The 24,621-nt window shown below is 69.4% G+C and carries 24 protein-coding genes and 1 pseudogene; 8 read left to right on the top strand and 17 right to left on the bottom strand.

Annotated features, from left to right (window positions below; all coding sequences use genetic code 11):
* Positions 1-9: 9 nt before the first annotated feature.
* Both A5696_RS00880 and A5696_RS00875 read right to left on the bottom strand, forming a co-directional pair.
* On the bottom strand, positions 10-807 hold the full coding sequence (locus tag A5696_RS00880) for a dienelactone hydrolase family protein (RefSeq protein ID WP_067871934.1): 798 nt from the start codon (positions 805-807) through the stop codon (positions 10-12).
* An 11-nt stretch (positions 808-818) separates the two neighbouring features.
* On the bottom strand, positions 819-1,511 hold the full coding sequence (locus A5696_RS00875) for a DUF4245 domain-containing protein (RefSeq protein ID WP_067871930.1): 693 nt from the start codon (positions 1,509-1,511) through the stop codon (positions 819-821).
* 55 nt (positions 1,512-1,566) lie between these two features.
* Here A5696_RS00875 and glpX point away from each other — a divergent pair, with 55 nt between their 5' ends.
* Genes glpX through A5696_RS00860 form a run of 3 tightly spaced genes read left to right on the top strand, consistent with a single transcriptional unit; the run spans position 1,567 to position 5,117 of the window.
* On the top strand, positions 1,567-2,640 hold the full coding sequence (gene glpX, locus A5696_RS00870; protein WP_067871927.1) for a class II fructose-bisphosphatase: 1,074 nt from the start codon (positions 1,567-1,569) through the stop codon (positions 2,638-2,640).
* Positions 2,641-2,677: 37 nt separating this feature from the next.
* The gene (locus A5696_RS00865) at positions 2,678-4,087 is read left to right on the top strand and encodes a class II fumarate hydratase (protein WP_067871924.1); all 1,410 of its coding nucleotides are present in this window, start codon (positions 2,678-2,680) and stop codon (positions 4,085-4,087) included.
* Positions 4,088-4,118: 31 nt separating this feature from the next.
* A complete protein-coding gene (locus A5696_RS00860) occupies positions 4,119-5,117 on the top strand; it encodes a hypothetical protein (RefSeq protein WP_067871921.1) in 999 nt (332 codons plus the stop codon).
* Here the strand turns inward: A5696_RS00860 and A5696_RS00855 are convergent.
* The 5 genes from A5696_RS00855 to glyA all read right to left on the bottom strand — a co-directional run bounded on the left by A5696_RS00855 (position 5,089) and on the right by glyA (position 11,429).
* On the bottom strand, positions 5,089-6,570 hold the full coding sequence (locus tag A5696_RS00855) for an adenylate/guanylate cyclase domain-containing protein (RefSeq protein WP_369803266.1): 1,482 nt from the start codon (positions 6,568-6,570) through the stop codon (positions 5,089-5,091). The genes A5696_RS00860 and A5696_RS00855 overlap by 29 nt on opposite strands.
* Positions 6,571-6,665: 95 nt before the next feature.
* Complete coding sequence (locus tag A5696_RS00850; RefSeq protein ID WP_067871918.1) at positions 6,666-7,541, bottom strand: polysaccharide deacetylase family protein; 876 nt, start codon at positions 7,539-7,541, stop codon at positions 6,666-6,668.
* Positions 7,542-7,673: 132 nt separating this feature from the next.
* Positions 7,674-8,975, bottom strand: coding sequence for a PhoH family protein (locus A5696_RS00845; protein WP_067872170.1), 1,302 nt, complete (start codon positions 8,973-8,975; stop codon positions 7,674-7,676).
* A gap of 260 nt (positions 8,976-9,235) precedes the next feature.
* Positions 9,236-10,063, bottom strand: a complete 828-nt coding sequence (locus A5696_RS00840) for an acyl-ACP desaturase (protein ID WP_067871914.1) — start codon at positions 10,061-10,063, stop codon at positions 9,236-9,238.
* A gap of 76 nt (positions 10,064-10,139) precedes the next feature.
* On the bottom strand, positions 10,140-11,429 hold the full coding sequence (gene glyA, locus A5696_RS00835) for a serine hydroxymethyltransferase (protein ID WP_067871911.1): 1,290 nt from the start codon (positions 11,427-11,429) through the stop codon (positions 10,140-10,142).
* 115 nt (positions 11,430-11,544) lie between these two features.
* On the opposite strand from glyA, the gene coaA reads away from it, so the two are divergent.
* A complete protein-coding gene (gene coaA, locus A5696_RS00830; RefSeq protein WP_067871909.1) occupies positions 11,545-12,483 on the top strand; it encodes a type I pantothenate kinase in 939 nt (312 codons plus the stop codon).
* A 19-nt stretch (positions 12,484-12,502) separates the two neighbouring features.
* On the opposite strand, the gene A5696_RS00825 is transcribed toward coaA, so the two are convergent.
* The 4 genes from A5696_RS00825 to A5696_RS00810 all read right to left on the bottom strand — a co-directional run bounded on the left by A5696_RS00825 (position 12,503) and on the right by A5696_RS00810 (position 16,587).
* Complete coding sequence (locus A5696_RS00825) at positions 12,503-12,916, bottom strand: hypothetical protein (protein ID WP_067871906.1); 414 nt, start codon at positions 12,914-12,916, stop codon at positions 12,503-12,505.
* Positions 12,917-13,117: 201 nt separating this feature from the next.
* Complete coding sequence (locus A5696_RS00820) at positions 13,118-14,209, bottom strand: methyltransferase (RefSeq protein ID WP_067871903.1); 1,092 nt, start codon at positions 14,207-14,209, stop codon at positions 13,118-13,120.
* A gap of 50 nt (positions 14,210-14,259) precedes the next feature.
* Complete coding sequence (locus A5696_RS00815; RefSeq protein ID WP_067871900.1) at positions 14,260-15,639, bottom strand: hypothetical protein; 1,380 nt, start codon at positions 15,637-15,639, stop codon at positions 14,260-14,262.
* A gap of 159 nt (positions 15,640-15,798) precedes the next feature.
* Positions 15,799-16,587, bottom strand: a complete 789-nt coding sequence (locus A5696_RS00810) for a (2Z,6E)-farnesyl diphosphate synthase (protein WP_067872167.1) — start codon at positions 16,585-16,587, stop codon at positions 15,799-15,801.
* Positions 16,588-16,721: 134 nt separating this feature from the next.
* Between A5696_RS00810 and A5696_RS00805 the strand changes: the two genes are divergently transcribed.
* A complete protein-coding gene (locus A5696_RS00805; protein ID WP_067871898.1) occupies positions 16,722-17,474 on the top strand; it encodes a hemolysin III family protein in 753 nt (250 codons plus the stop codon).
* A 4-nt stretch (positions 17,475-17,478) separates the two neighbouring features.
* Here the strand turns inward: A5696_RS00805 and A5696_RS00800 are convergent, their stop codons facing one another.
* Genes A5696_RS00800 through mca form a run of 4 tightly spaced genes read right to left on the bottom strand, consistent with a single transcriptional unit; the run spans position 17,479 to position 21,061 of the window.
* Complete coding sequence (locus A5696_RS00800) at positions 17,479-17,862, bottom strand: nuclear transport factor 2 family protein (protein ID WP_067871895.1); 384 nt, start codon at positions 17,860-17,862, stop codon at positions 17,479-17,481.
* Between the two features lie 22 nt (positions 17,863-17,884).
* Positions 17,885-19,918 carry a thioredoxin domain-containing protein gene (locus tag A5696_RS00795; protein WP_067871894.1) on the bottom strand — a complete coding sequence of 678 codons (2,034 nt, stop codon included), beginning with the start codon at positions 19,916-19,918 and terminating at the stop codon, positions 17,885-17,887.
* Positions 19,905-20,192: a hypothetical protein gene (locus A5696_RS00790; RefSeq protein ID WP_067871891.1), complete on the bottom strand. Its 288-nt coding sequence runs from the start codon at positions 20,190-20,192 to the stop codon at positions 19,905-19,907. The genes A5696_RS00795 and A5696_RS00790 overlap by 14 nt, the downstream gene beginning before the upstream one ends.
* Positions 20,189-21,061: a mycothiol conjugate amidase Mca gene (gene mca / locus A5696_RS00785; RefSeq protein WP_067871888.1), complete on the bottom strand. Its 873-nt coding sequence runs from the start codon at positions 21,059-21,061 to the stop codon at positions 20,189-20,191. The genes A5696_RS00790 and mca overlap by 4 nt, the downstream gene beginning before the upstream one ends.
* 144 nt (positions 21,062-21,205) lie before the next feature.
* On the opposite strand from mca, the gene A5696_RS00780 reads away from it, so the two are divergent.
* Complete coding sequence (locus tag A5696_RS00780; RefSeq protein ID WP_067871885.1) at positions 21,206-21,640, top strand: DUF4307 domain-containing protein; 435 nt, start codon at positions 21,206-21,208, stop codon at positions 21,638-21,640.
* Positions 21,641-21,850: 210 nt separating this feature from the next.
* On the top strand, positions 21,851-22,345 hold the full coding sequence (gene greA / locus A5696_RS00775) for a transcription elongation factor GreA (protein ID WP_067871882.1): 495 nt from the start codon (positions 21,851-21,853) through the stop codon (positions 22,343-22,345).
* A gap of 70 nt (positions 22,346-22,415) precedes the next feature.
* Here the strand turns inward: greA and A5696_RS00770 are convergent, their stop codons facing one another.
* A complete protein-coding gene (locus A5696_RS00770; RefSeq protein ID WP_067871878.1) occupies positions 22,416-23,582 on the bottom strand; it encodes a cystathionine gamma-synthase in 1,167 nt (388 codons plus the stop codon).
* A 262-nt stretch (positions 23,583-23,844) separates the two neighbouring features.
* Positions 23,845-24,345: pseudogene (locus tag A5696_RS00765) on the bottom strand (RDD family protein); the annotation flags it as partial.
* Between the two features lie 193 nt (positions 24,346-24,538).
* Here A5696_RS00765 and A5696_RS28150 point away from each other — a divergent pair.
* A partial coding sequence (locus tag A5696_RS28150; protein ID WP_156738206.1) for a hypothetical protein occupies positions 24,539-24,621 on the top strand: 83 nt, incomplete at its 3' end.

Genomic DNA, 24,621 nt, shown 5'->3' with positions numbered 1-24,621 from the left:
TGGACTTTCCTAACTGAGCCGCTCGGTGAGGAATTGGACTACCCGTTTGCGGGCTTCATAAGCGGGTTGGCCGTCGACTTCGCGGACCTCGTCGGTGAGCACCGAGTGCGCGCCCTTGGCAAAGCCCCCGGAATTGCCGGGGCTCGAGTCGATCTCGATGACCTCGAACGCGTCGCCCAGCCGCTCCTTGAGCGCCGCGAACCGTTCTCGCGGCACGACGTTGTCCTCGCTGAACCGCAGGGCCAGAGCGCACAGGCCGTCGTTGGCGCAGCGATCGGCGACGGTGGCCAGCTCGGGCTCGCTAAGCCCCGGATCCGCCCGTCGGGCACGGCCCAGCGGCAGCGGCACCGACGGCTGGGACAGCACCGGGGCCAGCACGCTGTCGTCGACGGCGGCGGCCAGCGCGAAACCGCCGGTGAAGCACTGCCCGATGACGCCGACACCCTTGCCCGGCGTCGACGCGTTGAGGTCACGGGCCAGCGCGCGCAGGAACAGCGACACCGGTCGCTGCTTGTCGGTGGCGAACGCCGCGAATTCCCTTGCGACGCAGGCCCGCGCGATCGAGCTGAGGATGTAGCCGCCCGTCTTCGGCTTACCCGGCTCACCGAACAGGGAGGGAATGGCGACGGTGAACCCGTTGTCCACCAAGTGATTCCCCAAGCCCAGCACGCCGGGATGGATGCCGGGGATCTCGGGAATCAGCACCACCCCGGGGCCGGAACCCTTGCGGTAGACGTCGTGGCTGTAGCCACCACCGGTGAACCGCGCCACCGACCATCCGGACAGGTCTGCCTCGGGTGCGGTCACATGCCTTCCCTTCAGTGCGCGGGTAGGGGCGGCTCCGATTGCGTCGCCGCCGCCAGGGTACGGAATTGATCGGCGCCACCGGCGCCGGTGATCGCGATCTGGGTGGCGCCGGCCGGGCCGGTCAGCCTGGTGGTCCATACCGGCTCGGCGTCGGTGTCGCTCTGGCCGGCGCCGCGGTAGACGACCCAGGTGGTGCCGTCGACGTCGACCGTTCCGGTCGGATACGCCGACGCGTGGATCGAGCCGACGAGCCTGTCCTCGTCGGCGTCGCTCTGGGTGAGGCTCAGATACAGCCCGGTCGGGCTGATGTAGCCGACGGTCGAGGTGGCCGCGTGCAGCCGCTGCCCCGTCTGGGGGTCTTTGCGCCCGCCCTCGATGCCGCCGCGACCGCCGGAGTTGGCGTGCCAGCCCGCGGGCAATCGCGGCAGCCGGATGGGGAACCCCAGCGTCTGCGCATCGGCCCGCAGGGCGGCCGCCGCGTCGTAGGCCGGGATCACCCCCTTGTTCGTCCCGACCGGCTGGAACGAACACATTCCGACCAGCCCGGCCAGCAGGATGCACCCGATCACCAGCGGTATGAGGGACCACGCCATGTCGCGGCCGTCCTGCAACAGCCGGGGCTTGGCCGGTCTCGAGACCGGGCCGAGTTCAGGCGCCGGCGCCGGCTCGCCTACCTCGGCGTTCGGCTGCGGCTGCTCGGTCATCCCCCGAGTATCCCAGTTCCCGCAGACCGATCCGCTTCTGGGACAATCGGCAACCATGACAGCTGAGGGCAACCGCTCGGCCGCCGAGACCGGCCGAGGCCCGTCGCGGCCGCGTGGCGAAGCACCAGACCGCAACCTGGCCCTGGAACTGGTGCGCGTCACCGAGGCCGGGGCGATGGCCGCCGGCCGCTGGGTCGGCCGCGGCGACAAGGAGGGCGGGGACGGCGCGGCCGTCGACGCCATGCGTGAGCTGGTCAACTCCGTGTCGATGCGCGGCGTGGTGGTGATCGGCGAGGGCGAGAAGGACAACGCGCCGATGCTCTACAACGGCGAGGAGGTCGGCAACGGCGACGGCCCGGAGTGCGACTTCGCCGTCGACCCGATCGACGGCACCACGCTGATGAGCAAGGGCATGCCCAACGCCATCTCGGTGCTGGCGGTGGCCGAGCGCGGCGCGATGTTCGACCCGTCGGCGGTGTACTACATGAACAAGATCGCCGTCGGGCCCGAGGCCGCGCATGTGCTGGACATCACCGCGCCGATCGCGGAGAACATCAAGGCCGTCGCCAAGGTGAAGAACCTGTCGGTGCGCGACATGACCGTGTGCATCCTGGATCGGCCGCGGCACGCGCAGCTGATCGAGGACGTGCGGGCGACGGGGGCCCGGATCCGGCTGATCACCGACGGCGACGTCGCCGGCGCGATCTCGGCGTGCCGCTACCTGTCGGGCACCGACATGCTGGCCGGGATCGGCGGCACCCCGGAGGGCATCATCGCCGCCGCCGCGATCCGCTGCATGGGCGGCGCCATCCAGGCGCAGCTGGCCCCGAAGGACGACGAGGAACGCCAGAAGGCCATCGACGCCGGCTACGACCTGGACCAGGTGCTGACCACCGAGGACCTGGTGTCCGGCGAGAACGTGTTCTTCTGCGCCACCGGGGTCACCAACGGCGACCTGCTCAAGGGTGTCCAGTACTACCCCGGCGGGTGCACCACCCAGTCGATCGTGATGCGCTCGAAGTCGGGCACCGTGCGGATGATCGAGGCCTACCATCGGCTGTCCAAGCTCAACGAATACTCCGCGATCGACTTCACCGGCGACAGCTCTGCCGCTTATCCCCTGCCCTAGACCCGGAACCACGCCTTCAAGACAAGGACTGCTACCTATGGCCGACAGCGCCACCGACACCGAGTACCGCATCGAGCACGACACCATGGGCGAGGTCCGGGTGCCCGCGAAAGCTTTGTGGCGCGCCCAAACCCAGCGCGCGGTCGAGAACTTCCCGATCTCGGGACGGGGCCTGGAGCGCACCCAGATCCGTGCGCTGGGCCTGCTCAAGGGCGCCTGCGCCCAGGTGAACAAGGATCTCGGGCTGCTGGCGCCGGAGAAGGCGGACGCGATCATCGCCGCGGCGGCCGAGATCGCCGACGGCCGGCACGACGACCAGTTCCCCATCGACGTGTTCCAAACCGGTTCCGGGACAAGCTCGAACATGAACACCAACGAGGTGATCGCGTCGATCGCCGCCGCCAACGGCGTCACGGTGCACCCGAACGACGACGTCAACATGTCCCAGTCGTCCAACGACACCTTCCCGACGGCCACCCACATCGCGGCCACCGAGGCCGCGGTGCGCCATCTCATCCCCGCGCTCGAGGTGCTGCACGAAGCCCTGGCGGGCAAGGCCCGCGAGTGGCGCACGGTCGTCAAATCCGGACGCACCCACCTGATGGACGCCGTCCCGGTGACGCTCGGCCAGGAGTTCAGCGGATACGCCCGCCAGATCGAGGCCGGGATCGAGCGGGTCCGCGCGACGCTGCCGCGGCTGGGTGAGCTGGCCATCGGCGGCACCGCGGTGGGCACCGGGCTCAACGCGCCCGACGGATTCGGCGCCAAGGTGGTCGAAACGCTGGTCGCCTCGACCGGTCTGGGCGAATTGCGGGCGGCGGCAAACTCTTTCGAGGCCCAGGCGGCCCGTGACGGGTTGGTCGAGGCGTCGGGCGCGTTGCGCACCGTCGCGGTGTCGCTGACCAAGATCGCCAATGACATCCGCTGGATGGGGTCGGGCCCGCTGACCGGCCTGGCCGAGATCCGGCTGCCCGACCTGCAACCGGGCAGCTCGATCATGCCCGGCAAGGTGAATCCCGTACTGCCGGAGGCGGTTACGCAGGTCGCGGCGCAGGTGATCGGCAACGACGCGGCCGTGGCCTGGGGCGGCGCGAACGGCGCGTTCGAGCTCAACGTCTACATCCCGATGATGGCCCGCAACATCCTCGAGTCCTTCAAGCTGCTGACCAACGTCTCGCGGCTGTTCGCCGAGCGCTGCATCGTCGGGCTGGCCGCCAACGTCGATCATCTGCGCGAGCTGGCCGAGTCTTCGCCGTCCATCGTGACGCCGTTGAACTCGGCGATCGGCTACGAGGAGGCCGCCGCGGTGGCCAAGCAGGCGCTCAAGGAACGCAAGACGATTCGCCAGACCGTCATCGACCGCGGCCTGATCGGAGACAAGCTGTCGATCGAGGAGTTGGACCGCCGCCTGGACGTGCTGGCGATGGCCCACGTACAGGACCAGTGAAGCCGGAGGACTAGATGATGGTGGTTCAGCGATGACGGCTCCCCCCGGCGGGCCCTACGGTCAGGATCCCTACGGGGCCAATCCCTATGGGCAGGGCCCCTATTGGGGCGGCCCGCCGCAGGGCGGCGGCCACCCACAGGGCGGCCCGCCGCAGGGCGGCTACCCCCAGGGCGGCCCGCCACCGGCCGGCTACCCATACCCGCCGCCCGGCGGTCCCGCGGGACCGTATGCGCCCCAGCAGTTCCCGCCACCAGGTCAGCAGGCGCCGCCCGGCTGGCCGGGCGGCCCGTACCCGCCCGGGCCGCCGCCCACCGGGAAGCGCTCCAGGGCGCCGTGGCTGATCGTCGGCGGCCTGGCGGTGCTGGCCATCATCGTGGTGGTGGTGCTCGTGGTGGTGGGGCTCAACAGCGTCAACAAGCCGAACAATGCGGCGCCCTCGACCGCCCCGTCGTCGACCGGCGCCCCGACGTCGCAACCGGGCAATTCCCAGCAGACGGCGACGGGCTGCACGCCCAACGTGTCCGGCGGTGACAAGCCCGCCGGCGACACGGTCAGCGCGGGCAAGCTGTCGTTCCCGATCAGCGCGACGCCGGGCTGGCAAGGCTTCTCCGACGACCAGACCCCCAACCTCATCGGCGCCGTGGGCGTCGGGGCCGAGGTGCCCAACGCCAGCCAGTGGATGATGCAGGCGGAGGTCGGCATCACCAACTTCGTGCCCAGCATGGACGTCGCCGCGCAGGCGTCGAAGCTGATGAACTGCGTGGCCAACGGGCCCGGCTACGCCAACGCGACACCCACGCTGGGGCCGATGAAGACGTCGTCGGCCACCGTTGACGGGGTCAAGGCCGCCCGGGTGGACGCCGACGTCACGATCGCCGACCCGGCGCGCAACGTGAAGGGCGACTCGCTGGTCATCATCGCGGTCGACACCAAGCCGGTCACCATCTTTTTGGGCGCCACGCCCATCGGCGACGCAGGTTCGGCGGGGATCATCAACGGCGTCATCGCGGCTCTGAAGGTAAGGAAGTAGCCGGCGCCGAAACGTGGGTGGCTTCGGAACGCCCGCGCAGCACGGTGGAATAGCATTCCGCCCAGTGCGCCCGCTCGGCGTCGTTGGCGCGGTCGACGGCCGCCGCCGAACACAGGATCCGCCGGTCTGAGGTCTTGGCGAGGTCGGCCAGCCGCGCGGCCTCGTTGACCGCGTCACCGATTACCGTGTATTCATAACGGTTTTCGGCTCCGATGTTGCCGGCGAAGACGCGCCCCGCCGAGACGCCGATGCCGAAATCGACCACCGGTAGCCGGCGCAGCTGGGTGCCCAGCGCGCGTGCGGTCGCCAGCGCCGCCGACGCGGGTTCGGTCGTCCGCAACGGAGCGCCGAAGACCGCCAGCGCGGCGTCACCGGCGAATTTGTTGATCAGCCCGTGCTGTTCGTCGACGGCATCGACGACGATCCGGAAGAAGTCGTTGAGCACCTCGGCAACCTCTTGCGGCGGACGGCTTTCCGCGAGTTGCGTCGAGCCGACCAGGTCGATGAACAGCACTGCGGCGTCGACCACGTCGCCGGACAGCGAGGCGCCCTCCTGGAGGGCGCGGTGCGCGACGTCGGTTCCGACGTGGCGCCCGAACAGATCCCGCAACCGGTCCCGCTCGGCGAGCCCGGTGATCATCCGGTTGAAGCCCGTTTGCAGGCGCCCGATTTGGGAGCGCTCGTAGGCGCCCACGTGAGTGCCGATGCGGCCGTGTTCGACCTCCGCCATCGCGTCGACGACCTCGTCGAGGGGGTCCGCGATGGAGCGCGACGTCAGGATCATCGTCGGCAGGCCGAGGAGCAGCGCCGCCAGCGACACCACCAGGATCGGCACGTCCAACGATGCGGACTTCTCGACCAGCCACCCGTACGACCGCAGCACGACCAGGATCGCGATCACCCCGATCGGAAGCGCGCTGCACAGAAACCACAGCAGCACCAGTCGCGCGAACACACCGGGCACCGCCAGCCGGGGCTCGGCCCCCAGCGTGGCGGCGCCCAGGATGGGCCGCAGGGTGCGTTGCGAGAGCAGCATCCCCGTCCCGGCCGCGGCCGGTCCACCCAGCAGCACGCCCAGACCGATCGGCAGCAGGACCTGCGCCCCGCCGGACAGGTTCAGCAGCGCGAAGATCACCCCGGATGCCGCCCAGGCCAGCAACAGGATCACCGACTGGCGCCCGGGCATCCGCATCGCGGCTTCCCGCTGCTCGGGGGTCGGCTCGTCGCCGGCGACGTACCAGCACAACGTCGGTGCCAGGTTCCGCGCCCCGGCCAGCGCGACGCCCGCGACGCCGAACGCCACGAGGACAACCATCACCGTGGTGTTCTTCTGAGCGAAGCTGGCGTTGGCCGCGACCGACGTGTGCCCCCGCAGGGGGATCAAGATCGCGGCCGCGTCGAAGATGCCCAGCAGGTACGCAAGGGCCAGCGCGATCGCGTATTCAATCGTCAACCTGCGCGCGGACTTTCGTTGTCCCGCCGCTGGGGCCCGCAACCAGCCCGGCTTGATCACGCTATAAAGGTAGCCGGGGGGTGCACCCGAATTTTCTAGGCGCCGTTATTCGGGCCGCCCGAGTTCTGGCCGGGGATGTCGGTGATCGGGAAGTTGGGCATCGGCCTGGGCGACGACGTGTTCGGCAAGGCGGGGATCTCGCCGGCCGGAATGTCGTGCAGCTGGTTGGCGGGCGGTCCGTTTTCGCGGCCGCCGTAGGTGCTGCCGGGCGCCCGCGGCCCCAACAGCTCGCTGACGGTCACCAGGCGGTAGCCGTTGGCCTTGAGCACCGGGATGAACTGGTACACCAGGTCGACGGTGCTCGAGTAGGTGTCATGGAACAAGACCACCGACCCCGGCTTGATGTAGGTCATCAGCATGTAGCGCGTGGCGGCCGTGTTGGAGTCGTTGATCCAGTCGAAAGGGATGACGTCCCAGAGTATTTCGGCCAGCCCGAACTTGCCCGCGGTCTGGCGCACGAGGTCGTCGGACAGCCCGCCGGCGGGACGCCACAGCGACGGGGCCCGCCCGGTGGCGGCGGTGATCGCGTCGTTGGCCCTGGAAAACTGGCCGGCGATGTCCTCGGGCGGAATCGTGGTCATGTTGGGGTGTTCCCAGGTGTGATTGCCGAATTCCATGCCGGCGTCGGCGACGCGCTTGGCGCCCGCCGGGTTGGCGGCGACCTTGTTGCCGATCAGAAAGAACGTGGCCTTGGCGTCGGCGTCCTTCAGGACTTGCAGGAGCCGGTCGGTGTACGGGCCCGGTCCGTCGTCGAACGTGAACGCGACGCACTTGACCACCGAGCAGCTGAGGTTGTCGGCGCGGGTCACGTGGCCGGTCAGGCCGCCGATCACCAGCACCGCGGCGGCCGCGACGACGCCCAAAACGGTCCGCCAGTACCGCCAGGCCTGGCTGTCGGGTCGTTTCGGCACCCAAGAAGCCTACCCGGCCATGGGTGCGCGGCCGGGGGGTTGACCGTGTAACCAGGGCTTTCAGTGTGTATACAAGGCGCGATTTGCGCGATTTCCCGCCCTGGCCGCACACCCAAAGCCCTGGACTCACACTCAGTGCGGCCCGGCGATCTCCTCGAGCATCTCGGTGACCAGCGCGGCGATCGGCGACCGCTCGCTGCGCAGCAGGGTGATGTGGGCGAACAGCGGATGGCCCTTCAGCTTCTCGATCACCGCCGCGACCCCGTCGTGGCGCCCGACGCGCAGGTTGTCGCGCTGGGCGATGTCGTGGGTCAGCACCACCCGCGACCCGGTGCCCAACCTGGACAGCACGGTCAGCAGCACATTGCGCTCCAGCGACTGCGCCTCGTCGACGATCACGAACGAGTCGTGCAGCGACCGGCCCCGGATGTGGGTCAGCGGCAGCACCTCGAGCATCCCCCGCGACAGGACCTCCTCGAGCACCGCCGGGCTGGCCAGCCCCTCGAGGGTGTCGAAGACCGCCTGCGCCCACGGGCCCATCTTTTCGCTCTCGCTGCCGGGCAGGTACCCCAGCTCCTGGCCGCCGACGGCATACAGCGGGCGGAACACCACCACCTTGCGCTGGGTGCGCCGTTCGAGCACCGCCTCGAGACCCGCGCACAGCGCCAGCGCCGACTTGCCGGTGCCGGCCTTGCCGCCCAGCGACACGATGCCCACCGACTCGTCCAGCAGCAGGTCGAGCGCCACGCGCTGTTCGGCGGAACGGCCCCGCAACCCGAACACCTCGCGGTCGCCGCGGACCAGCTGCACGCGCTTGGCGGCGGTAACCCGGCCCAGCGCGTGCGAACTGCCCCCGAGCAGCCGAATTCCCGTGTGGCAGGGCAGGTCCCGCGCCTCGGCGAGATCGATCTCGCCGTCGGCGAACAGCGCGTCGATGTCCTCGGCGGCCGTCTCGACCTCGTGCATCCCCGACCAGCCGGACACCACCACATCCTGCGCGTGGTATTCGTCGGCGGACAGGCCCACCGCGGCGGCCTTGACGCGCAGCGGAATGTCCTTGCTGACCAACGTGACTCGCTTGCCCTCGGCGGCGAGGTTGGCGGCGCAGCTCAGGATCCGGGAGTCGTTGCTGTCGGTGCGAAAGCCCGCGGGCAGCACCGACGGGTCGGTGTGGTTCAGCTCGACGTGCAGCGAACCACCTTGTGCGCCAACGGGAATCGGCTGATCCAGCCGTCCGTGCTCGAGTCGCAGATCATCGAACAGGCGCAAGGCCTGACGGGCGAACCAGCCCAGTTCGTGGTGGTGGCGTTTGGCCTCCAGTTCGCTGATCACCACGAGCGGCACCACCACCTCGTGTTCGGCGAACCGGCTGCACGCCCACGGATCGGACAGCAGCACGGAGGTGTCGAGCACATAGGTCCGGATATCGGTCACGAAGCGCTCCTCGAGCGGGTAAGCCCGCGCGGACCCGCACAGGCATGTCGGCGGGAGCCGCAGCACCAGGACCGGGGCCGGTCCTGCCACTAGTGTCACCGTGGTGACGGGAGGTGCCGCCCTGGCAGCAGAGCATGTCGCTGGCCATCGGAAACGACGCTACTCTCGTGGCCGCTCGGCCGCCGGGCAGGCGCGCCGAGACCGACACGGCGACACCGAAAACCGGCCGCGGGCGGCGGCCGGTTTGGGTGACGTTCGGATTAACCGATGACGAATTGCTTGAGCGCGGGCTCGCCGGCCACACCCCATGCGGTGATGCGGTCGGAGATCGCCTGCTTCAGGTCCTCGGGCGTGAAGGTGCCCGCGTCGGCGACGGCGCGCACCTTGTCCCGGTAGTCATCGATGTCGGCGCCGGGGACCTGAAGATCCGCCGCTCGCGCGGCGATCGCCGCGATCGTCTCGTCCCGGGTGTAGGAGAGGCAGTGTGCGACGAGGCTGGCGAACATGTGCTCGTGGCGCTCCTCGTCCCTGCGGATCCGGTCGACGAGCCCGGCCAGCACCGGCTCCTCGATCTGGGCGGCCAGGTTGCGGCAGAACACCGCGTGGGTGCGCTCGGTGAAGGCCATGTAGACGAGGGTCTCCACCTGGCTGTAGGTGTCGGCGCGATAGCCCTTCATCACGTACCGGACGCGGGCCTCTTCGTTGGCCGTGGGGTCCACCTCGCGGGTCACCACCAGATATTCGCGCAACGCGATAGCGTGCAGGTGCTCCTCGGCGGTCCACCGGCCGAGCCAGCGGCCCCACCACTCCTCGAGGATGAAGTGCTCGACGAGCTCGCGGTGATGGCCGGCGAGGTTGTCCTTGAGCAGCAGCAGGATCTCGCACGCGTCCGTGATGGTCCGCGGCAGCGTCGCCTGGGACGGGTCCCAGTCGCGTCCGCCCAGGAAGGCGAAGTTCTCGCCCTGGTCGAACGGGACGTAATCGTGGGCGAACCAGAGTTCCTCGGTGTTGAGGTGGTTGTCCATGAGCCGCTCGACAACCGGCTCCAGTTCGAGGGTCAGCGCGTTAGGAACAGGTTTCTGTGCCATGCGGTTACTGTAACTCGGAGGTACAGGTTCTGTGAAATGGCTGGCGCGTGTCGACGCCGATTGGTGACTTTGGTCCCTAATCGGCCGAACGGTCGACCAGCGTCCAGGTCTCCAGCCCCTCGTAGAGCGGGAAGTCCCTGGCCAGCCGCGTCACCCGCTGCCGCAGCGCCGGCACGTCCGCGGACGTGCCGGCCGCCAGCGCGGTGGCGATGATGTCGGCCACCTCGGTGAACTCGGCGTCCCCGAAACCGCGGGTGGCCAGCGCGGGCGTGCCCACCCGCAGGCCGGACGTCACCATCGGCGGCCGCGGGTCGTTCGGGACGGCGTTGCGGTTGACGGTGATGCCGACCTCGTGCAGCAGGTCCTCGGCCGCCTTGCCGTCCAGCGGCGAGTCGCGCAGGTCCACCAGCACCAGGTGCACGTCGGTGCCGCCGCTGACCACGGACACGCCGGCCTTGGCCACGTCGGCGGCCAGCAGCCGGTCCGCCACGATGCGCGCCCCGGACAGCGTGCGCTGCTGGCGGTCGGCGAACTCGGGGGTGGTGGCGATCTTGAGCGCGACGGCCTTGCCCGCGATGACGTGCATCAGCGGACCGCCCTGCTGGCCCGGGAACACCGCCGAATTGATGGCCTTCGCGTACTCCTGCTTGCCCAGGATCATGCCGGATCGGGCGCCGCCGAGCGTCTTGTGCACGGTCGTGGACACGACGTCGGCGTGCGGCACCGGCGACGGGTGCAGGCCCACGGCGACCAGCCCGGCGAAGTGCGCCATGTCCACCCACAACTTGGCGTCGACCTCGTCGGCGATCGAGGCGAACGCGGCGAAGTCGAGGATCCGCGGGTAGGCCGACCAGCCGGCGATGATCACCTTGGGGCGGAACTCGAGCGCCCTGGCCCGCACCGCGTCCATGTCGACCAGGTGGGTCGTCGGGTCGACGCCGTAAAACCCGGCGTTGTACAGCTTTCCGGAGAAGTTCAGCTTCATGCCGTGGGTGAGGTGGCCGCCGTTGGCCAGGTCCAGGCCGAGCAGGTGCTCCCCGGGCGACATCAGCGCGTGCAGCACCGCGGCGTTGGCCTGGGCGCCCGAATGTGGCTGGACGTTGGCGAACTCGGCGCCGAACAGGGCCTTGGCCCGGTCGCGGGCGATGTTCTCCACGACGTCGACGTGCTCGCAGCCGCCGTAGTAGCGCCGGCCCGGCAGGCCCTCGGCGTACTTGTTGGTCAGCACGCTGCCCTGGGCCTGCAGCACCGAGCGCGGCACGAAGTTCTCCGACGCGATCATCTCCAGGGTGTCCCGTTGCCGGCTCAGCTCCTTGTCGAGCAGCTCGGCGATGTCGGGGTCGACCTCGGCGAGCGGGGCCGACATCACGGACGCGGTGGGTCGGGCATCAGGTGCGGCAGTCACGGGCGCCAGTCTATCCAGCACGGTTTTGGCCAGCCCAGCCGTCGGGCGCGCGTCCGCCCCTGCAACACTTGGCACCATGCCGCGGCTTAGCGAGCCGAGCCCGTATGTGGAGTTCGACCGGAAGCAATGGCGTGCGCTTCGTATGTCGACGCCGCTGGCCCTCACCGAAGAGGAACTGGTCGGGCTGCGCGGTCTCGGTGAGCAGATCGACCTGCTGGAGGTCGAAGAGGTGTACCTGCCGCTGGCCCGGCTCATCCACCTTCAGGTCGCCGCGCGCCAGCGGCTGTTCGCCGCCACCGCAGAATTCCTCGGCGAGCCGCAGCAAAACCCGGACCGGCCGGTGCCGTTCATCATCGGCGTCGCCGGCAGCGTGGCGGTCGGCAAGTCGACGACGGCCCGCGTGCTGCAGGCGCTGTTGGCCCGCTGGGACCACCACCCCCGGGTGGACCTGGTCACCACCGACGGCTTCCTGTACCCCAACGCCGAGTTGGACCGGCGAAACCTGATGCACCGCAAGGGTTTTCCGGAGAGCTACAACCGCCGGGCGTTGATGCGGTTCGTGACGTCGGTCAAATCGGGTTCCGACTACGCGTGCGCGCCGGTGTACTCGCATTTGAAGTACGACATCATCCCGGGGGCCAAGCATGTCGTGCGCCATCCCGACATCCTGATCCTCGAGGGCCTCAACGTCCTGCAGACCGGTCCGACCCTGATGGTGTCCGACCTGTTCGACTTCTCGCTGTACGTGGACGCCCGGATCGAGGACATCGAGCAGTGGTACGTCTCGCGGTTCTTGTCGTTGCGCGGCACCGCCTTCGCCGATCCGGAATCGCACTTCCACCACTACTCGGCCCTCAACGACACCAAGGCCGTCGCCGCCGCCCGCGAGATCTGGCGGTCTATCAACCGGCCGAACCTGGTCGAGAACATCCTGCCCACCCGCCCCCGCGCCACGCTGGTCCTGCGCAAGGACGCCGATCACTCCATCAACCGGCTCCGGTTGCGCAAGCTGTAGCGCGGGGGCGGGCAAGGAGCTACGCCGCGAGGCGACGCACTCCCAGGTACTGCAGCCACGCGAACGCGGCGGTCAGCACGCCGGTGGCCAGCGTCGCCGCGACACCCGTCGCGGTCATCGGCAGGCCCTCGGCCGCCGCGATCGCGGCGAGGGTGAAGACGACGTTGGCCGCGACGACCCCGATTCCGACGCCGCGCAGGTTCGGTGCCGCCGCGAGGCTGAACACCGCGACGCCGTAGAGGACGAACAAGGCGCCCAGGGCGAACTCCTGGCCCGAGGTCAGGCCGGTCAGCGACGAGATCGGGTCCGCGAAGAAGGCGACGGCCAGGCCGCACAAGCCCGTGAGGGTCGCGTCGGCGCGCATGACGAAACGCAGCAGCGAGTCGGTCGAGTCATACAGGGGTCGGGTGGGGAGACCAGAAACTGCGGTCATGGAATTACTCCTAGCGATGGCGGAAGGGTCGAACAGGTATGAGCGTGCCGCCAGAGCACTGCCAGATCGACTCGTGGCGCTGCCAACTGCTGCCATGGGTACAACGACCAGGGAGTTCGTCGCGCTATTCCCGTCTGCGCCGAATCAAAACCAAATGTGTCCCGAAACGTGGGGTCGGTGGCGCGATCGGTCGCCGCGGCATCAGACCGCGACGGCCTCCACGACGCTGAACGGAGACACCGTCTCCACCACCCGATTCAGGTGAAACCCGGCGCTGTCGAGCAGCCGACCGTATTCGTCCGCGGTGCGCTCACGCGACGTGGCGCTGACGAACATTTCCAGGTCCAGCCACTTGCCCGCGAACTCGCGGTTGTGTTCGGGGATCACGAGTTCGACCAGCAGCAGGTGCTTGCCGGCGTCCGCCGACGCCCGCACGTTGGACAGGATGCGCACCGCCTGCTCGTCGGGCCAGTCGTGTATCACGTTCTTCAGCACGTACGCGTCGCCGCCGGCCGGTATGTCGTCGTCGAAGAAGGATCCTTCGGCGATCCGCACCCGGTCCAACACCCGGTGTTTGCGAAGTTCGGCCGGCGCCTCGGCGACGACGTGGGGCTGGTCGAAGAGCACTCCGCGCGCGTGCGGTGCGGCGGTCAGCATCGCCGCCAGCAGTCGGCCGCGGCCGCCCCCGACGTCGACGATGGTGCCATAGGGGGTGAAGTCGTAGGCGGCGACGAGCGGTGCGATCGAGATTTCGGACACTCCGGTCATGGCCTGGTTGAAGATGTCCTGTAGTTCCGGCTGGCCGGCCAGGAACTCGAAGAGGGATTGGCCCCGCGCCTCGCAGGCGACGCACTCGCCGTGTCGGAGGCTTTCGCTGAGGTGACTCCAATGCTCACGATTCTCGGCCGAACCGAGCCACCTGGCCCACGCCGCGAGGGACACCTCGGCGTCACTGCGCAGCGGTTGCGCCAGCCGGGTGAGGTCGTAGCGGCCGTCGCGACGCTGGCGGAAGATCCCGCGCGAGATGAGGGCCCGCATCAGCCGGGCCAACGCGTCGCGGTCCGCGCCCACCGCCGCCGCGAGGTCCTCCGCCGACAGCGGCCCGCTCGCCAGCGCATCGGCGATCCCGAGGTCGGCAGCGGCCGTAATCGCCTGGGAGACCCAGGCGTTCATGACCATTTCCATCAGCGCGGCGGGCGCGGGGAAGGTCCGGGCGTGCAGCCGGCCGAGGTGATGCCGGACCACCTCGATCGCCCGGACGACCTTTGCCGGCGGAATCTTCGATGCAGCCATTGATGCCCCTTGCGTCGGATCTTCGTCCGCGAGCGTAACCCGCCGCGGCGTTACGCCGGTCGCGTCAGGCTGACCCCGCGCAGATCGGCGGCGATCAGGCGCGCCGCGGCGTTTTGCCAGTTGTGCAACGAACGCTGCGGGACCTCGGTGACCAGCCACTGCCAGGCCTGCCGGGCGGTCGGATCCAGCCCGGCGGCGGTGGCGTTCTGCGCGTACGCGCGGACGCCGACGACGTAGGGGAAGTACAGGGAGTTGTAGTAGCGCCACTCCTCGGTGGTGCCGAAATCGCCGGCGTTGCGGGGTTTCAGCCGCGCGATACCGTCGGCGAGGACAGCCTTGAGCTCGTTGGCCCGCTCCAGCGGGTGATCGGGCGCGCCCCGCGCGGCCAGCCGGTCGTCGATCACCGGCAGCGCGGTCAGCGGGCTGGCGACCAGCTTGGTCAGGTCGGCGTAGTGGCCCAGCGCGCGGCGGGTGAGCCTGGCGAAGGTGTCGTCGTCGACGTCCCGAAGGTCGCCGAGCGGATCGGGCGAGCGCAGCGGCAACGCCGCCCCCGTGTGCCGCAGGGCGGCCCGGTCGGCCCGCAGGGCGGGCGACTTCGAGAACGCCAGCCGGTCCAGCAACCCGGCCAGCGGATCGGCCAGCACCTGCACGGTGATCGCGATCGTCAGCGTCGTGAACAGCAAGGCCGTCAGCACGAGCTGCGTCGCGGGCTGGTGCCGGGTCAGCGCCAACCCGATCAGCGCCTGCCCGCCGAACAGCGTGGCCACGGCCGAACAGCCGGCGAACGAGCGCAGCATGTCGGCGCGCAGTGCCTGGCCCTCGTCGAAGGCGTCCCACAGGGCCACCGCCACGCCGAGCGCCAGGACGTCGAACCCCGTCGACGCCAGGGCCAGCCAGCTGGGCACCAGACCGAGCGGGATGATCAGGATGGCGTTGGCCAGGGCGAAGAACAGGGTCGCCATCACGACCACACCGGCGACCGGTGTCGGCTGGGCATGCCGGCGCACCGCTACGACCATCGCCCCAAGCGTCGACATCGAGATCACCGCCATCATCAGCAGGTGGCCCGGCCGCAGCGGACCCTCGACGCTGCCGGCCATCGCCGCCCCGACCAGCGTGAGCGCACCGACACCGCCGACGAGCAACAACTCCCCCGTGCGTGCCCGCCAGTGGTCGCCCGGCCGGGACAGCTCGACCAACACCGCGAACCACGCCACGCTGGGCACGGCGGCCAGGTAGATCTCCAGGCCGCCGAGCGCCGCGAGGCGCGGGGCGTCGACCGAGCGCACCGCGTCCAGCGCCACCACCACCGCGAAGCCACACAACCCCGCCGCCGCCAGCGCCAGCACCGGCTTACGCGGGTCGCGGGCCAGCAGGTACAACCCCAGCCATCCGCTCAGCGTGAACACCACAGCCGACAGCGCAGCCATGAATCCAGTGTGGCATGTGGCCGGATTCGTGCCGACCCGCTGCTACCGGCTACGCCGGCTTAGGTTCGCCGAGCGTGATCTGACGGCGCGAGAATCGAGAAAATCGCGCCCTCAGAGCACGTTCGGCGCAGATAGGAAAGGGCTTGCGATCGGCACCGGCTACTTGCCGTACCTACGGTGTCGCTGGCTGTAGTCGCGCAGCGCCCGCAGGAAATCGACGCGCCGGAAGGCGGGCCAGTGCGCCTCCGTGAACCACATCTCCGAGTAGGCGCTCTGCCACAGCAGAAATCCCGACAACCGCTGCTCCCCCGAGGTCCGGATGACCAGGTCGGGGTCGGGTTGCCCTGAGGTGTACAGGTTTTCGGAGATGCCGTCGACGGTCACCGCCTCGATGAGTTCCTCGGCGGTGGCGCCGTTGGCGAGTTCCTTGCTCAGCAGCGCCCGTACCGCGTCGACGATCTCGCGCCGGCCGCCGTAGCCGACCGCGACGTTGACGTGGAACGTCGCCACGGCCGGTGTGGACTCGACCGCATCGCGCACCCGGCGGGCCTGCTCCTCGCCGATCAGCCCGAGGTCACCGACGGTCCGCACGCTCCAGCGGTTGGCCGGTGCGCAGATCTCCTCCACCACGTCGGTGATGATCTCGATCAGCCCGGCCAGCTCGTCGGGATCGCGCTGCAGGTTTTCGGTGGACAGCAGGTACACGGTCGTCATCTCGATGCCGGCCTCCTGGCACCACCGCAGCATTTCGGCGATCTTGACGGCGCCCATCCGGTAGCCATAGCTGACGTCGTCGTAGCCCGCATTGCGCGCCCAGCGCCGATTCCCGTCGCACAGCACCGCGATGTGGCGCGGAAGTTCGGACTTGGAGGCCGCCAGACCCTGCCGCAGCCGCAGCTCGTAGACGCGGTACAACGGCTCCTTGAGCCGCGGCGGGATGATCTCCACGAAGCTCCACACTACTGTGAGCGGCGTCAAATTCCGGGGTGGATTCGCGGCGAACCACCGCACGTCCGACAGCGTGTCACGGTCGTTCGCGGCTACTGTTGATTGTTAACGGCCAAGGCGAGGCAACAGGAGACATGAGCAGCAGAACCAGCACGTCCCCCAACGCGGAGCCAGAGGCGCTCGCACCCGGCAATCCCGTCGAACAACTCGTCGAGGGTGCCGCGCAGACCGTGTCGAAGCCGCGCATGCGCGGTTGGATCCACTTCTACTCGGCGTGGCTGGCGGTCGTCTGCGGCGCGAGCCTGGTGTCGGTGTCATGGGCGGTGGCGTCCACCCGTGCGGGGCTGACGACGTTCGCCTACGCCCTGGCCACGGTGGCGATGTTCGGCGTCAGCGCCACCTACCACCGGGTCACCTGGAAATCCGCCAAGAGCCGGAACCTGATGAAGCGGCTCGACCATTCGATGATCTTCCTGTTCATCGCCGGCAGCTACACGCCGTTCGCGATGCTGGCCATGCCGCCCGCGGACGGGCGCCTGGTGATGTGGATCGTGTGGGGCGGCGCGCTGGCCGGCATCGCGTTGAAGGTGTGCTGGCCGTCGGCGCCGCGCTGGGTGGGCGTGCCGCTCTACCTGCTATTGGGCTGGGTGGCGGTCTGGTACGCGCCGACGATCATCCACGTCGCCGGGGTGGCGGCGATGGTGCTGCTCGCCGTCGGCGGCGCGTTCTACAGCATCGGCGGCCTGCTCTACGGGCTGCGCTGGCCGGACCCGTGGCCGAAGACGTTCGGCTATCACGAGTTCTTCCACGCCTTCACCGTGGTCGCGGCGATCCTGCACTACATCGCCATGTGGCTCGCGGTCTTCTACGTCGGCCACCCGGCCTGACGGGCTACAGCTGCGTCACGTCGGCCGACGACCAGTAGGCCTTCATGGCGGTGACCTTGCCGCGGTCGTCGAAGACCATCACGTCGATCGGCTCGATCACCATCCGGTGCTCGCCCGCGGTCACCGTCAGGCGGAACTGGAAGGCCGCCTCGTTGCCGGCCACCCGCAGGGTCACCAGCTCGCATTCGCGCTGCACGTCGCTGACTGCGGCGTAGAAACCGCGGATCGCCCGGCGCCCGATGTGCACCTCGCCCCCGACCGGGTCCTCGACGGTCGCGTCGTCGGCGTACAGCTCGACGATGTCGTCGGCGCTGCCCTTGGCGACCAGCTCGATGTAACGGTTGACGGTCTCGGTGATCGCTTGGACCCTGTCCGTGGGATTCGGCATGGGACGCAGGGTAACCGCCGGGCTACGGTCGCGAAACCCCCAGGGCGGCCGCCAGTTCGGCCGTCCCGGTGACCGGCAGATCGCACACCCGGCCGCGGCAGACATAGGCGGCGTCGGCGCCACCCACCCGGTCCCGGCCGGCCAGCAGCACCGACGAGCCCACCGCGCCGCCGACCACGATCGCCCCGCCGGGGGCCAGCCGGCGCGCGTCGGCCAGCAGCTCCGACCGCTCGCCTGTTGAAGGGTCGCAGGCGACGGCGATCTGCAGCGGTCCCCGCACCGCGGCTTCCGCGACGGCCAGCCAGTGCCCGGCCGAACGCGGCGCGCGCTCCAGCAGCACGGAGTGCGCGGCCAGCGAGTCGGACGCCGCCCGCAGGTAGCGCTCGGCGGGTTCGCCGTCGACCAGGTGCGCCGCCGTCAGCAGCGCCTCGGTCACCGACGACGCGCCCGACGGCGTCGCACCGTCGAGGGGGTCCGCGGGCCGCAACATCAACCGCTCGGCATCGTCGGCGGTGTCGAACCACCGACCGGGTCGCTGCGGGTCGGCGAAGTGCCGCAGCGCGGTGTCCAGCAGGCCGGTCGCCGCGGTCAGCCAGACCTCTTCAGCCGTCAGCTGGTGCAGCGCGAGCAGCCCCGTGGCGAGCATCGCGTAATCCTCGAGGATGCCTGGGCTGTCGCCGACTACCCCGCCCAGGCTGGCGCGCCGCAGCCGGCCCTCGACGAGGTGGGTGTCCAGCAGCGCCGACGCGCACCGCCTTGCGGCCGTGGTTAGTTCAGAGGCCAGCTCGGGATCCTCCAGCGCCACACTCGCCTCGGCCAGCGCGGTGATCGCCAGCCCGTTCCACGACGTGACGACCTTGTCGTCGCGTCCCGGCTGGGCCCGGTTCAGGCGAGCGGCCAGCAGCGCGGCCCGGACGCGTTCGGCCCGTTGCAGATCGTCGGGGTCGGCGGGCAACTGCAGCACCGAGCTGCCGTGTTCGAACGTGCCGGACGGGGTGACCGCGAAAACCTTTGCGGCCCAACGACCGTCGTCGACCCCGAGCACCTCGGTCAGCTGTGCCGGCGTCCACACGTAGGTCGCGCCCTCGCGGCCCTCGGTGTCCGCGTCCAGCGACGAGACGAACATGTCACCGTCGGTGAGCTCGTCGAGCAGGAACCGCGCGGTCTGGGCGGCGACGCGGCGAGACAGCGGCTCTGAAGTGCGCCGGGCCCAGTGCGCGTAAACCCGCAGCAGCAGCGCGTTGTCGTACAGCATCTTCTCGAAATGCGGTACCACCCAAGCGTTGTCGACGCTGTACCGGGCGAAGCCGCCCGCAAGCTGGTCGTAGATGCCGCCGCGGGCCATCGCGGTGCCGGTGCGCGCGACCGCCTCCAGCGCCGCCGCCGATCCGGTGCGCTCGTGGTTGCGCAGCAACGCCTCCAGGAGCGCCGACGGCGGGAACTTGGGGGCGCCGCCGAACCCGCCGCGGACCGTGTCCTGGTCGCGCAGCACCGACGCGACGGCGTGGTCACACAGCCCCGGCGCCACGTCCGGGCCGCCGGGCAGCCCGGCAACCATGTTGCGCAGCTCACCTGCGATGCGGTCCGACGCCTCCTCGACCTCCGCGCGGCGGTCCCGCCAGGTGGCGGAGACCGCCGAAAGAAGCTGCAGGAAGCCATCTTTCGGGTAGTAAGTGCCACAGAAGAACGGGCGGCCGTCGGGCGTCAGGAAACAGGTCATCGGCCAGCCGCCCTGCCCGGTGAGTGCGACGGTGGCGTTCATGTAGACCGCGTCGAGGTCGGGCCGCTCCTCGCGGTCGACCTTGATGCAGACGAATCCCGCGTTCATCACCGCGGCCACCTCGTCGTCCTCGAACGATTCGTGGGCCATGACGTGGCACCAGTGGCAGGCGGCGTAGCCGATGGAGAGCAGGATCGGCACGTCGCGCGCGGCCGCGTCGGCCAGCGCTTGCGGCGTCCACTGCCGCCAGTGCACCGGGTTGTCGGCGTGCTGGCGCAAATAGGGGCTGGTGGCCAGCCCGAGGGTGTTCGTTCCGGCGGAGTCAGCCGGGCTCATCGCCGGAACCTGGTCCCCCCGCGGGATGGTCGGGCCGCCCGGGCTCCTTACCGACCGTGTCGGTGCCCTCGTCGGCCGCCTGATCGGGTTCGGGATGTTCGGGGTCGAACGTTTTCGGCACCTTCTTCAGCTGCCGATTCATCGAGCGCAGCAGGAACAGGGTGGCGATCAGCAGCAGCACCACGACCAGCAGGCCCACCGGGCTGGCCTTGCCGAAGTCGGGCCCGTGGTTGTGCGGTCCGTCCGCGATCAACCCGACCAGGTAGTGATTCACCCGTCGTCCTCGATTCCGGCGAACAGGTCGTCCTCGGGCAGTCTGACCGGCACGCGGGAGCGCGCCAGCTCGAATTCCTCGGTGGGCCAGAGCCTTTGCTGCCATTCGATGGGTGCCGCGAAGAACTCGGCGTTGGGGTCGATCTGGGTGGCGTGCGCGCGCAGGGCGTCGTCGCGCTGGCTGAAGTACGCCGAGCACTCGACCCGCGTCGTCACCCGGGATTCGAACGGGTCGTGCTCGGGATCCCAGTGCTTGAGCCACTTCTGGAACGGGCCGTCTTGGCCGCGCTTGACGAACTCGTCGTGCAGCAGCTGCATCCGCGCCCGCAGGAAGCCGTGGTTGTAATACAGCTTGGACACCGTCCACGGCTCGCCGGCGTCCGGGAAGCGGGCGTAGTCGCCGGCCGCCTCGAAGGCGCCGACCGAAACCTGATGGCAGCGAATGTGGTCGGGGTGCGGATAGCCGCCGTTCTCGTCGTAGGTGGTGATCACGTGCGGCCGGAACTCGCGGACCACGCGCACCAGCGCCTCGACCGATTCCTCCAGCGGCACCAGCGCGAAGCAGCCGTCGGGCAGCGGGGGCGGCGGGTCGCCGGTGGGCAACCCGGAGTCGATGAAACCCAGCCAGGTGTGCTCCACGCCGAGGATCTCGGCGGCCTTCGCCATCTCGTCCCGGCGGATTTCGGCCATGTGTTCCACCACGTCGGGCAGGTCCATCGCGGGGTTGAGAATGTCGCCGCGCTCGCCGCCGGTCAGCGTCACCACCAACACGCGGTGACCCTCGTCGGCGTAGCGGGCGAGGGTGGCCGCACCCTTGCTGGACTCGTCGTCAGGGTGTGCGTGGACCGCCATCAACCGCAGTTCGCTCACGTGCCCCCTTACAAGTTGTCCGAGTCGGTTCGCTGGTCGCCCCTGCAGGGCTACAAGAGCTAGAAGCGACCTTATAATTCCAGTTTCGATCGTTGCATCCTGTCGGCCGGCGTCCGACAGCCCACAGTGCAGGCATACCCAGGCATGACCGAAACTCCCCCGTCGCGCCCCGAGGCCCGCTACGGCCGGTCGCGGCTGTCGCGCGTCCCGCGCCGTCGCGTGGTCATCGGGCTGGCCGTGCTGGCGGTCGCGGCGGGCCTCGTCGTCGCGTTCGTCGGCTACCGGCGGCTGGGCACCAGCGACGTCGCGGGCACGCTGGCCGGTTACCAGGTGATCGACGACGAGACGGCGTCGGTAACGATCAGCGTGACGCGATCCGACCCGTCCCGGCCGGTGGACTGCATCGTGCGGGTGAGGGCCAAGGACGGCAGCGAGACCGGCCGACGGGAAGTGCTGGTATCCCCCTCCGATGCGGCCACGGTGCAGGTGACGACGACGGTGAAATCGTTCCGGCCGCCGGTGATGGCCGACATCTACGGCTGCGGCGCCGACGTGCCGGCCTACCTGCGGCCGTCCTGACCGCCGCCGACCGCACAGTGAAGGTTGAACAGTGAATATCGGGTCATCAATTGTTTGCGCGGTGGTAACATGGGTGAATGCACGGTTCCTGCTGGGACCGTGTATTGCTGCATTAATGGCCGTGAGGACGGGAAGCGGCGGTAGCCCCAAGCAGCGGGGTTCACAGGCTTACGCGACTACGCGGAACGACAATACGAGGAGCACGACAAGATGACGGATACTCAGGTGACCTGGCTGACTCAGGAGTCACATGACCGACTGAAGGCCGAGCTCGACCAGTTGATCGCGAACCGCCCGATCATCGCCGCGGAAATCAACGACCGCCGCGAGGAGGGCGACCTGCGCGAGAACGGCGGCTACCACGCCGCCCGCGAAGAGCAGGGCCAGCAGGAGGCCCGCATCCGGCAACTGCAGGACCTGCTCAACAACGCCAAGGTCGGCGAAGCGCCCAAGCAGTCCGGCGTCGCACTGCCCGGTTCGGTGGTCAAGGTCTACTACAACGGCGACAAGTCCGACAGCGAGACCTTCCTGATCGCCACCCGGCAGGAGGGCGTCAACGACGGCAAGCTCGAGGTGTACTCGCCCAATTCACCGCTTGGCGGCGCCCTGATCGACGCCAAGGTGGGCGAGACCCGCAGCTACACCGTGCCCAACGGCAACACCGTCGAGGTCACGCTGGTCAGCGCGGAGCCCTACCACTCCTGATCTACTGCGAGCAGACGCAAAAGCCCCCTGGCGCCCGGCGTGTCGGGAGCTTTTGCGTCTGGTGGGCCTACTAGCTCAGCGCCTGTTCCAGGTCGGCCAGCAGATCGGCGGCGTCCTCGATGCCCACGGAAAGCCGCACCAGGTCGCCGGGCACTTCCAGCTGTGAGCCGGCCGTCGAGGCGTGGGTCATGGCGCTGGGCTGCTCGATCAGCGACTCGACCCCGCCCAGCGATTCGGCCAGGATGAACAACTCGGTGCGGGCGCACAGCTCCTCGGCGGCGGGCCGGCCGCCCCGCATGCGCACCGAGACCATCCCGCCGAAGTCGCGCATCTGCCTTGCGGCGACCCGGTGCCCGGGGTGGTCGGGCAGGCCCGGGTACAGCACCGCGCCCACCGCGGGGTGCCCGGCGAGGAATTCGGCTACGGCCGAGGCGTTTTCGCTGTGCCGCTGCATCCGCAGCACCAGCGTCTTCAGGCCGCGCATCGTCAGGTAGGCGTCGAACGGGCCCGGCACCGCGCCGGCGCTGTTCTGCAGGAAGGCGAAGGCGTCGTCCAGCTCCTGGTCGTTGGTGATCAGCGCGCCGCCCACCACGTCGGAGTGGCCGCCGATGTATTTGGTGGTCGAGTGCAGCACGACGTCGGCGCCCAGCGTCAACGGCTGCTGCAACGCCGGGGAGGCGAAGGTGTTGTCCACCAGCACCTTCGCAGAGCTCCCGCGGCCGATTTCCGAGATGGCCGCGATGTCGACGATGGTCAGCAACGGATTGGTCGGCGTTTCCACCCACACCAGTCGGGTCTGCGGGGTGATCGCGGCGCGCACGGCCGCCAGATCGGACAGCGCCACCGGCGTGTACGTGACGTTCCACCTGGTGAACACCTTGTCGATCAGCCGGAACGTGCCGCCGTAGGCGTCATTGGGGATGACGACGTGGTCGCCGGGCCGCAGCATCGCCCGCAGCGCGCAGTCGGTGGCGGCCATCCCGGAACCGAACGCGCGCCCGAAGGCGCCCTGTTCGACGGCCGCCAGCGAGGCCTCGAGCGCGTCCCGGGTCGGGTTGCCGGTGCGGGCGTATTCGAACCCGCCGCGCAGACCGCCCACGCCGTCTTGGGCGAACGTGCTGCTTGCGTAGATCGGGGTGTTCACCGCTCCCGTCGCCGGATCGGGCCGATACCCGGCGTGAATGGCTGTGGTGGCCAGCCCCCGGAACCGGTGCTGCCCGCTGCCGTCCTCGCTCATCGACGAATAGCCTAGTGACAGCCCCCGCCCGGGATGAAAATCGGTGGCCGGGTAGTCCGAGGTGTCCGCGCGCACGACCCCGCTTGGAAAAACCCGAGGAGACCACCATGCCCGCCGACAGCGCCACCGCGACGGAACTGTCCCTTTCCGACCGCTGCGCGACCTACACCGCCGAATAGGCCAGCGCCGCGGCGCACCGACCGATGCGCTCGGTTCCGAACGGCGGATGGGCTCCGCGTGATGCCCGGCCGTTCGGCGCCGTTCAGGCCTGTTCGATCGGCAGGCACACCGTCGTCATGATCTTGTCCGCCAACGTTTGCCGTTTGGCGTCCCAGAGCGGAAACAGGTAACCGATGTAGCAGATGACCTGGTCGACGAAGTGCGCGAGCTGGCGCACGACCGACATCCCGAAACCGATCGGCTGGCCGGTGACCTCGCTGACCACCTTGAACTTCATCACCGACTTGCCGATGCTCGAGCCGGTGGTGCCCTGGCGGTAGCCGTAGTTCCACACCAGGTAGGCGATCGCCAGCAGGACGGTCAGCCAATACACCAGCATGCCGAGGCCGCTGGGCTGGCTGACGCAGTACTGGTTGACGCTGTACTGGTTGACGTCGCTGACGCACGACTGCTGCGTGGTCAGGCCCTGCACGAGGACGCCGATGCCGACCAGGACCGCGGCCGGGATGTTGTCGATGAGGAAGGCCAGCACCCGGGTGACCCACGGCGTGTAGGACTCCGTCGGCAGGGCGCGGATCGCGGGCGTGCAAATCTCGCCTTAAACCTCTTCGCGGGCGCGGCCCTCAGGTACTGTAATGCGGCCTGGTTCAGCTAACTCAGTGGAGGGTTGCCCATGACCGATCAACCGTCGTCCGGCGAGTCTTACCAGCCACTCCTCGGGCCCGGCGGCCCGCCACCCCCCCCCGGGCGCCCTCAACCGGTAGCCGCTGAAGGGGGTGAGGGCCAGCGACCGCGTGCGCGTCGCCGTCGTGTTCGGCGGCCGCAGCAACGAGCACGCCATCTCCTGCGTGTCGGCGGG

It is taken from the genome of Mycobacterium sp. E2699, assembly GCF_001666745.1.
Lineage (GTDB): Bacteria > Actinomycetota > Actinomycetes > Mycobacteriales > Mycobacteriaceae > Mycobacterium.
The sequence above is the reverse complement of the archived record's forward strand: the minus strand, read 5'-3'. Positions and strand labels throughout refer to the sequence as shown.